General features: G+C 44.6%; 5 protein-coding genes. 1 reads left to right on the top strand and 4 read right to left on the bottom strand.

Features of this window, described 5'->3' with window-relative positions; translation table 11 throughout:
- On the top strand, positions 1 to 1,475 hold a 1,475-nt coding region (locus QUB11_RS21460), incomplete at its 5' end, for an Ig-like domain-containing protein (RefSeq protein ID WP_445300861.1).
- 382 nt (positions 1,476 to 1,857) lie between these two features.
- Here QUB11_RS21460 and QUB11_RS21455 read toward each other — a convergent pair.
- The 4 genes from QUB11_RS21455 to QUB11_RS21440 all read right to left on the bottom strand — a co-directional run bounded on the left by QUB11_RS21455 (position 1,858) and on the right by QUB11_RS21440 (position 9,742).
- The gene (locus tag QUB11_RS21455) at positions 1,858 to 2,562 is read right to left on the bottom strand and encodes a rhomboid family intramembrane serine protease (RefSeq protein WP_333391683.1); all 705 of its coding nucleotides are present in this window, start codon (positions 2,560 to 2,562) and stop codon (positions 1,858 to 1,860) included.
- A gap of 1,067 nt (positions 2,563 to 3,629) precedes the next feature.
- On the bottom strand, positions 3,630 to 4,727 hold the full coding sequence (locus QUB11_RS21450) for a DJ-1/PfpI/YhbO family deglycase/protease (protein WP_333207013.1): 1,098 nt from the start codon (positions 4,725 to 4,727) through the stop codon (positions 3,630 to 3,632).
- A 137-nt stretch (positions 4,728 to 4,864) separates the two neighbouring features.
- A complete protein-coding gene (locus QUB11_RS21445) occupies positions 4,865 to 5,623 on the bottom strand; it encodes an SDR family oxidoreductase (RefSeq protein ID WP_333391681.1) in 759 nt (252 codons plus the stop codon).
- A gap of 258 nt (positions 5,624 to 5,881) precedes the next feature.
- Complete coding sequence (locus tag QUB11_RS21440; RefSeq protein ID WP_333391679.1) at positions 5,882 to 9,742, bottom strand: PAS domain S-box protein; 3,861 nt, start codon at positions 9,740 to 9,742, stop codon at positions 5,882 to 5,884.
- Between the last annotated feature and the right edge of the window lie 76 nt (positions 9,743 to 9,818).

Raw genomic sequence — 9,818 nt, 5'->3', positions numbered from 1 at the left:
ATAGCGGCGGGACAGGTACTAATAGCGGCGGGACAGGTACTAATAGCGGCGGGACAGGTACTAATAGCGGCGGGACAGGTACTAATAGCGGCGGGACAATAACGGAGCCATTGCCGACACAGGTTCCGGGTACGAGTCCGAATCCGACTGCGGGCGCGACAACTCCGAGTCCGAGCCCTTCGATCGTCCCGACTCCAACTGCGACAACCCCAACTCCTCCGCCTTTGGGCGGGGGGCCGACTCCGCCGAGTTTTACATCTCCGACTCCTAACCAGCCGCCGATCGTGGAAGCGGGCAAGACGGTGACTGGTTTGCAGAATTTGCCTCTGTCTCTGAGCATTTCGGCACCTAGCGACCCGGAGGGCGATCCACTGTCGATCGCGGTAGTCGGACTTCCCAATCCTACTTTTGGTCAGGTAATTACCGGTACGAACCCGATCGCCGTGAACCAAAAGTTAACTGTTCAGGATTTACTCGGGCTGAAATTCCAACCTGGAACAAACGCGATCGGGCCAGCCGGTTCTTTCAGCTACAGCGTAGCTGACGACCAAGGCGGCACGGCAGCAGCGTCAGTGGCGATTAACATCAATTCTTTCGATACCTCCGTAACTGTTCCAAGTACCCTGTCGCCGATTGCTGTCAATGACGGCATCGTATTTACGAGTACGAATAATTCGCTGCCCACTTTCATTGATGTGCTGGCCAACGATTCCAGCCCGCAAAAAGGGACGCTCAACATTATCAATGTCAGCACACCGCAACTGGGGATAGCTGTAAATCTTGTCTCTCAAGTCCAATTCATCCCCGGCAACGTAGCGGGTACAACTGCTTTCACCTACAGCGTCAGCGACGGATTCGGGACAATTCCGGGCGTAGGTACTATCACCGTTCAAATCTTGCCTGCAGATAGCGGGCCTAACAATTTAGTTGGGGGTTCTTTGCCCGACAATTTGGACGGTTTGGCGGGCAGCGATACTATTGATGGTCAAGGCGGCAACGATACGATTAACGGCGGTGTGGATAACGACGTGCTCGTAGGGGGCCTCGGCGCAGATACCATGAGGGGGGGCGGCGGCGGCAATCAATACCGCTATACCAGCCCTGCACAAGGTGGGCCTGGCTTTGATGCGGCTTCTTCGGCGGCGATCGAGGCTGCGATCGCGGCGGGCGGATACGATGTGATTACTGATTTTAACGGTCTCGGTGTGCCGATCGCCGATCAGTTTAATTTTGCCCCCGGATTTGCGAATCTGGGCGGTAACACCCAAGTTCTGCTGAATGTGCAGACAACTGTTTCTGCAAATATTCTGGGAGGAAGTGCTTTCTTGTTTGCCTACGATTCCGGCGGCAATACTTACATTATTTATGACGGCAATGGCAATAACGTCACTGGCGGCGATTCTCGCATTTTGGCGAAGTTAAATGGTGTAACTGGGGTTTCTTCTCTTTCGGAATTTGATTTCACGTTTATCTAAAAAGATAAGAGGTTTGAAACCGCAGATTAAGGCAGATAAAAACAGATTTTGTTGGCAGTTTATCTGCGTTAATTTTGGTTCATATCATGTCCGGTCGATTAACCATGATTCCTGTAGGGGCGGGTTCACCAAGATATTGAATAGAAACGGGAAAATTTGTAAACCCGCCCCGGCCTTTAATCGCGTTCAATCGATCGGACATGATATCACGGTGGTGAAAAAATCAATCTGATTATCTTCAGAAAACAATGCCAACAAAGAGCCAAGCATAGCACCGAGCTTTAAGACAAATAAGAGGTTTGAAACCGTAGATTAACGCAGATAAACGCCGATTTTCTGGGCAGTTAATCTGCGTTAATTTGCGTTCATCTGCGGTAAAAAATTAAATCTGATTTTCCTCCGAAAACAATCCCAACAAAGGGCCGAGAATAGCGCCGAAAACAAAGCCGCCGGCGTGAGCCCAGTAGGCAACTCCCCCGGATTCCATGCCGACACTTGCCGGGGCATTCAAGGAAGCCAAGCCACTCAATGCTTGCTGTGCAAACCAAAATCCTAGAAAGAAGAAAGCGGGGACTCTGACAGTGGTAAAAAAGATTCCCAGGGGCAGCAGTGTCAGAACTTTGGCTTGGGGATATCTGAGAATGTAAGCTCCCATCACGCCTGCGATCGCGCCGCTAGCACCTAGGGACGGAATGGCAGATGCTGAGGAAAAAAACCACTGAGTTAGTGACGCTAAAACGCCGCAACTAAGGTAAAATATTATAAATTTGATGTGTCCTAAACGGTCTTCTACGTTGTTGCCAAAAATCCACAGAAATAACATATTTCCCGCAATGTGGAGAAAGCCTGCGTGCAGGAATTGGGAACTAATTAGCGTCGTCCATTCGGGAAATGGCGAAACTGGCAGCGCAACCCGACACATACTGCTTAACTGACAAGGAACTACGGCCCAAGAGTAGAAAAATTGGGTTAATTGTCGATCGCCCAAACTGAGTTCGTACAAAAATACTAATATGTTTGCGGCAATCAGCCCGTAGGTGACGTAGGGAGTGATAGTAATGGGATTTTCATCGCGTAAGGGAACCACAGCCTTTTTTTCCTCATCAAAATATTGGCAACAGAGTAGCGCATTTATAGCCCAGGTGTCTCCTGTCTAAAGGAAGAGGGAACAAATCAATCGATTTTTGATTTTTGATTTTTGATTTTTGATTAAAGAATTGAAGAATTGAAGAAAGCGACTTTACGGATGTATCCGGGGGCTGGTTAATCGATTTTTGATTTTTGATTTTTGATTTTTGATTTTTGATTTTTGATTTTTGATTTTTGATTTTTGATTTTTGATTTTTGATTTTAGAATTGAAGAAAGCGACTTGACGGATGTATCCGGGGGCTGCTTATCGGATACTATATTTTTTATTTCTGCACGGATGAATCCGGGGGCTTGTACCGCCCCCTGGTGCCGCAAGCTTCCTTCAAACCCGCCGTGTCCCGGTGAAACAAAAATAAAACCCATTTAACTCAATTGGCGTAAGTCCCACACCGTAACTGTACCCGGTTCGGTGTTGGGATATAAGCCAAACAAAAATATAGAAAGAGTTGGCATATAGAGTTGATTTGAGTTAATATATAGATGGTTGCGACCCACTCACTCGGCTGTAATAACAAAACGGTCATAGTAGCAGTAAGATGCTTACCGGGAAACTGCGAGAGAAAGGAGGAAAAGGCAGACCGCTGGTTAGTATGGTATGCCCTGCTGTAAAAAATAACCCATGTTTGTTGTACGAAAATAGTTTTTGGTCTTAGGAAATAGGACTTCTGCGTGGGTTCCCTACGAGGGGATAAAGGGCGTAAAAGCCCAGAGATGCTGTGTAAGACTCCGATCGTCTTTGAGGACGAATATTCAGCAATGAATATCCCCAATAGAGCGACAGCAAACGAGACACGAAGCCCGAATTATAACGGTACTCCGTTTAGTTTGGGTATTTCACTAAAACCCTCCACCTTGCAGTTAGTTGAATATCTGCTTTTTAGTCTTGGGTTTTATTTTACCGCAAAGGCGTATATTGTAGGATTGCAGAGCAAGTTTGTAGTTGCGATATTGGTGGAGGTTTTCACCTCTCAACAAAACTACAAACTTATTGATACTCTTGCTGATTACATTTTTACAGCAGGGCTAGTCGAAGGTTTAGGCGACTTAATTTCCTGGGAAACTGCACGGGCGCGGTAGAGTTTAGCAACGGCTTGCTCACACTTAGACAAATCCGATTCTATCTCTGTCAAAATGGCAGTTGATACGGGATCTGTGAACTTCACCCGCAGGTTGTTGACATCGACAACACCGGTTTGCAACTCACCGAGAGTGCTCCGCAGTAAGAACGTTTCATCTGTTCCTTGCATCGAAGCTTTTAATTTAGCGTATTTGTCAGCAATTTGGGCAGGAATTGAGGGTTTTTCACCAAAATCGTTGAGGCGTTTTTCCAGAGCGAGGATGTGGTTCTGTTTGTTTTGAATCATTTCTCTCAAGAGCGATCGCAAATCGCTATCTTGCGTTTTTTCCGCATAATTTTGAAACGCTTCGCAAGCATAGCGTTCCCCTGCGAGGGCGGTATTCAAACCTTTAACAATGTCGCCTTGTGTAGAACCTCCCCAACCATTAGCTAATTTCCACCATTCTGCATTTGTGTCAGTTTCTTCTGGCAAACCGACTTCTTTTCCGCCGTAACCGAGGCGAGCCAGAATTGCGGTGGTAAATATTGCTAAATCTCCCGGTTGGCGGGAAGTGATCAAGTTGCCGTCAACTACTAAAGCTTCGTTAATGTAGTTAGCCCCGGCATTGATCATGTCTGTCTTAATTGCCAAGAAACCTGTGGCATTTTTGCCTTTTAGCAAGTCGGCTTCAATCAAAACTTGCGGGCCGTGGCAAACAGCAGCGACGATTTTTCCTTGCTCAAAAGCTTCTCGTACAAAACGTACTGTATTGGGATTAGTCCGCATCATATCAGGAGCCATACCGCCGGGAATTATCACTGCATCGAATTCTGCGGGTACTGCTTCTGTGGTAGTTCCGTCAGCCTGCTGGGCAACTTTTCCTTGTTTCCCTGCATACTTTTCGTTTGTCCGCGAACCGAGGACAACTACATCAAAATTTGCTTGTTTTAAGGCGTTGTAAGGAACTAAAAATTCCGAATCTTCCACTCCATTTTCGATGAGTATGGCAACTCGTTTTGTGTTGCTACCATTATCGGTTGTCATAATCAAATTTCCTCAGACTATCTTTTTATCTAACCCTAAATGATTTATGATGTTTTTAGCGTCTTGCTAAAGTGATAAATTAGTTGGTTTTAAAAGATGTCAGCGTGAGCCTTGAGAGGTATTTTACAGTAATTGTCTCAATGCACATAAGAAGCTCCGTTAATGTCGATCGTAGTCCCGGTAGCGTGCGTAGCCAAACCGGATGCTAAAAACGCGATAACATTAGCAACATCTTGAGGAGGAGCGATTTTGCCGATCGGGATATCGCGAATAATATCAGCTTCACCGAACTCCTGAATAAACTGATTAGACATTTCTGTACTGACAAATCCCGGTGCAACTGTAAATGCCAAAATATTATCAGCCGCAAACCCTCTAGCAATGCTGCGAGTTAAAGCAACAATAGCACCTTTAGAAGCAGCGTAGTGCAGATAATTCGGGTCATCGCCGCGAAAAGCAGCGCGACTTGCTATATTAATAATTGTACCGACTCTGCGAGTTTGAAAATGCAGAATAGATTCCCGGCACAAATCGGCAACGGCAATTAAATTAACTTGTAGAGTTTGCTGCCAAGCTGAAGACCAAATATCGAATTTATCCTCGATACCCGCTGACTGCATAATCCCCGCGTTGTTAACTAAAATATCAATATGACCGCGCCATTTTAAAGCATCTCGCCACAAAGTCGAAGCCGCGTTTTCCACCATCAAATCTGCTGCTAATAAAAAACAGCGATCGCGCGCAACACTTGCTGCGATCGCTTCCGCTTCTTTCTGACTGCGAAAGTAATGCAAAATCACCTCAGCCCCAGCATTAACCAGAGTCCGCACCGTCACTGCACCAATCCCTTTCGAGCCACCTGTTACTAAAATTACCTTTCCGGTTAAATCAATCATTTATGTCTCTCTTTTCTCTTTCTCTGTGACCTCTGCGCCCTCTGCGGTTAGTAAAAAAAATCAATCCCCTTCACACACGAAATAGAATTGCTATATGATACAGCACATTCCATCTAATGTGTATGCCATTTCCTCATGCTGATGGATATCTGCAATAGACATCTCCAAAAACTTCCAAATCCTTTCCCCGGTTTGTTTCTATTGGAAATATAGCCACTGCTGAAAGCACTCTAGCTTCTTTGTCCTTAAACTCGATAACTACAGTGGATTCGGCAGCAGAGGTCGAATTAACTCCATAATTCGGTCAGAATTAAAATTATTGATATAATCCGTTAGTGCTTTGGACAAACTTGATTTGGATTCGGGAATTTGTAAAATTAATTCGTTCATAACTTCCGTATCGAGATAGTAAGCGGCTTGATACATTTGTTCTAACCACTGAGGGGGCATCATGGATAGATATTCAATAGACACCGTTTCAACTAATTGTTTTTGTGGAGTTTGTTCTACGACTTCGTAGATATATTGCAGTCCCAAATATTTAGCTAGTTTGTCAAAGATGTCTCTCTGCTGAAAGGGCTTGCTTATAAAGTCGTTAAAGCCAGCCATAAGAACTTTCTCTCGATCTTCTTCCAAAACACTGGCAGTTAAAGCAATAATGAGAGTTTCTTGGCTCTTAGGGCGTTCTCTAATATATTTAGTAGCTGTGTAGCCATCGACGATCGGCATTCGTAGATCCATCAGAATCAGGTGCGGCAGCCAAGTCTCGCACAGTGAGAGCGCCTCCACTCCCTGTTTTGCTTCTCTCACCTCAAAACCAACCGAGGTAAGGAGCTCGACTAACAAGCGGCGATTTTCTTCTAAATCTTCAACAATAAGAATGCGGTAAGTCGGTTGTCCGGGAGCTAAACCAATTACTCTTTGATTAATTAATTCTGGGGGTAAGGATTCTGCTTGAGGTAACTGTACACCAATCTCAAAAGAAAAAGTGCTACCTTGGTTCAAAGTGCTTTTAACCCGAATTTGACCGCCCATGAGTTTGACGAGTTTTTGACTTATCGCTAAACCAAGCCCACTGCCTTGACTCAAATTCTTCCCGGCTTCGGCTTGCACAAATACCTTAAATAGGCTATCAATTTCTGTGGGCGCAATTCCCACGCCTGTATCCTCAACTTCAAAACATAGGTGACAGGATGTTTTGTCTCTTTGTGCTGCTCTTACCCGTAGGGTGACGCTTCCTTGGTTGGTAAACTTAATCGCATTACTGAGCAGATTGACCAAGACTTGATATAGTTTTTTCTCGTCGCTATGCACAAATTGAGGAATGTCGGGAGCTAGCTCGAAAATGAGTTGCAATTCTTTAGATTGGACTTTAACTTGGAACATTTCTTCAATAGAAGTCAGCAAACTTGTCAAATCAAACTCAGAAGGATTGAGGGTCATCCGTCCGCTCTCTATTTTGGATAAATCTAAAATATCGTTAATCAAGTCCAATAAATGTCTACCGCTACGATTGACAATCTGTAAACGTTCTTGGAGAGAAGGAGTCAGATTTCTATCATAGCTCATCAATTGCGTGAATCCCAAAATTGAGTTGAGGGGGGTGCGGAGTTCGTGGCTCATATTGGCGAGGAAGACAGTCTTGGCTTGGTTTGCTTCATTTGCCTGCTGAAATTCCAACTCAGCTTGTTTGCGATCGCTAATGTCAATTAAATATCCCAAGATTTCTACTGGTGTACCTGAATTATCTCGAATTAGCCTAAGCTGAGCGAGCATCCAGCGATAAACCCCATCGGAGCGACTCAAACGGTATTCGTGGAAGTAAAAATCATTAACGAATAGATTTGCTAACCCATTAACCACTGGTTCTACATCATCTGGGTGTAAGTGATTCACCCAAAATTTAGAATCTTCTAAAAACTCCCTGCTTTCGTAGCCCAATACATCTTTGATATTTTCGCTGATGAAAGTTGCTCCATAATCGCCAGCAGGTTTACTGCTAAAAATGACCACGGGGCTGTAGTTTAGAAGAAAGTTGAGGCGATTTGTGGTAGCTTGCAAGGCTTGCTCAGCCAGTTTTAGCTCTGTTGCGTCCTCCTGAACGGCAACATATACAGTTCCGTATTCAGGATGCTCAAACATGGATGTATTAACTCTGCACCAAAAGAGAGTTCCATCTTTCTTTCTATTGTGGACTTCATATTTCGCTTCCCCGGTCTGTTCAATTTGAGTTACGATATCTAGAACGGTTACATCTGGTGTAACCTTTGTATCGACATAATTTAAGATACCAACGGATTGACCTGCGAGTTCGCCCTCTGTGTAGCCAAACATAGCGTCAAAGGTAGGATTGGTATAGACTATCATGAGGTCTGAGGCTTTGATTAAACACACTCCTCCTGCCATGTTATTCATGATAACGCTTTGAAGCTCTAGCGTTTTTTGAGCTTCTTTCCGAGCCGTAATGTCTTGGATTTGAGCAATAAAATGCAGTGGATTTCCCTGTCCATCTTGTACTAGCGAGCCATCAAGAAGAATCCAAATTATATGTCCTTGTTTATGGTAATACCGTTTTTCCAGTTGGTAAGTTGAAATTGTTCCTGCTAATAGTTGATTTGCATAACTAAGATCCGAGTCTAAATCGTCAGGATGGGTAAGGTCTTGGAAAGTTAACGCTAACAACTCTTCTGAGGAGTAGCCAAGAATCTGACATAAGGCAGGATTGACTTTAATCCAGTGCCCATCAAGTGAAACGATCGCCATTCCGATAGAGGCATCTTCAAACGCATGGCGAAACTGCTCTTCACTGTTTCGTAAAGCCATCTCAATTTTTTGGCGATCGCTAATATCGCGCATAATAACAGTAAATACCGTTTCGTCTCTCATTTCCAGCTTAGAAATAGAGGCTTCAGCCGAAAACTGCGTTCCATCTTGACGACGACCCAAAATCTCGCTTCGTTCTCCCATCCTTCGCGCTCTGGTAGAAGACTGTGCAAATTGTTTGATATGCTGCGGATGTGCATCTCTAAACTGTTCTGGCAGCAGTAAATTCAGTGGCTCCCCTAAAATATCCTCAATTTTATAGCCAAACATCTTTTCTGCCCCATGATTAAACAGGGTAATACGTTGAGTGCGATCGACTGAAATAATTGCATCATTGGCGATTTCTAGAATTCCCGCAAAACGAGCCTGCGATTTTTGTAAAGCATCTGTTCGTTCAGTCACAAGAATTTCTAAAGTTTGGTTAAGTTTTTTAATTTCTTTTTCCGCTTTTTGGCGCCTGTAATCTATCTGGTTTAAAGAGCGAGCCGTCCCCAAGATGAGAATTGAGAACGTGACAACCATAACAGTTGAACGCAATGTATAGCCAAAATTAGCGTTATACCAGCCTAAATTTTGTCCCTGAAGAGTGAACCAGTTCAGTGTCACTGGAAAGATCATCGCCCAAGGCAGCAACCACCAAACCATTACTCCGCCAACTAGGGGACTTGTTACTACTTGCATTAATCCTTCCTTGGGGCGGAGCCATAAAATTCCTCCATAGAGGATGAAAAAGGTGGCGATCGTGTTTAGGGGTTGAGTCGTCGTAATTGTGGCCAAACGTTCAAGAATATCGACATGGAATAGGTGTGCAAATAAAGCTAGTAGAGAAATTAAAGTTGCAACACTACTAAAAATTTGAGCCAAGCAAGTATCCCGTTGGGAATTTTGCCCTAACAGTAACAGTGCTAGTCCCATCAGCACAAAATTTAGGGCGGTATTTACTCCCATTCTTCCCGGATAAGGAGTCGCTGAAGACACGAAATCTCGGAAAAGCCACTCATCAATACCCAGCTTCCAACCAAAAATATACTGGCTCAGCGTCAGCAGACCCATGATGATTATCAATCCTGCCATCCCTTGAGCGATGCGATGGTGCAGTCGGCTTCTTTGGTACTGCAACAATCTCAAAGACACTCCAGCCAGCAAAAAGCAAATTGCCGTGTTTGCTTTCATGGTCGAAGTCATACCGGGAAAACCACTTTTGAGTAGGGAGATGTCAAATTGCCAACCCAGCAGCACGAGACATCCATTTGCAATGACGAGTAGACTTGCCATGTGAAAAATGCGCTTGTTCATAAATCGGCTGCTTAGGTTGAAAAACTGTTATTCTGATGTTACGCGAAGCGAAGAAGGGCAACCACGAGGGGACTGC

It is taken from the genome of Microcoleus sp. B6-A1, assembly GCF_036705085.1.
GTDB lineage: Bacteria > Cyanobacteriota > Cyanobacteriia > Cyanobacteriales > Microcoleaceae > Microcoleus.
The sequence above is the reverse complement of the archived record's forward strand: the minus strand, read 5'-3'. Positions and strand labels throughout refer to the sequence as shown.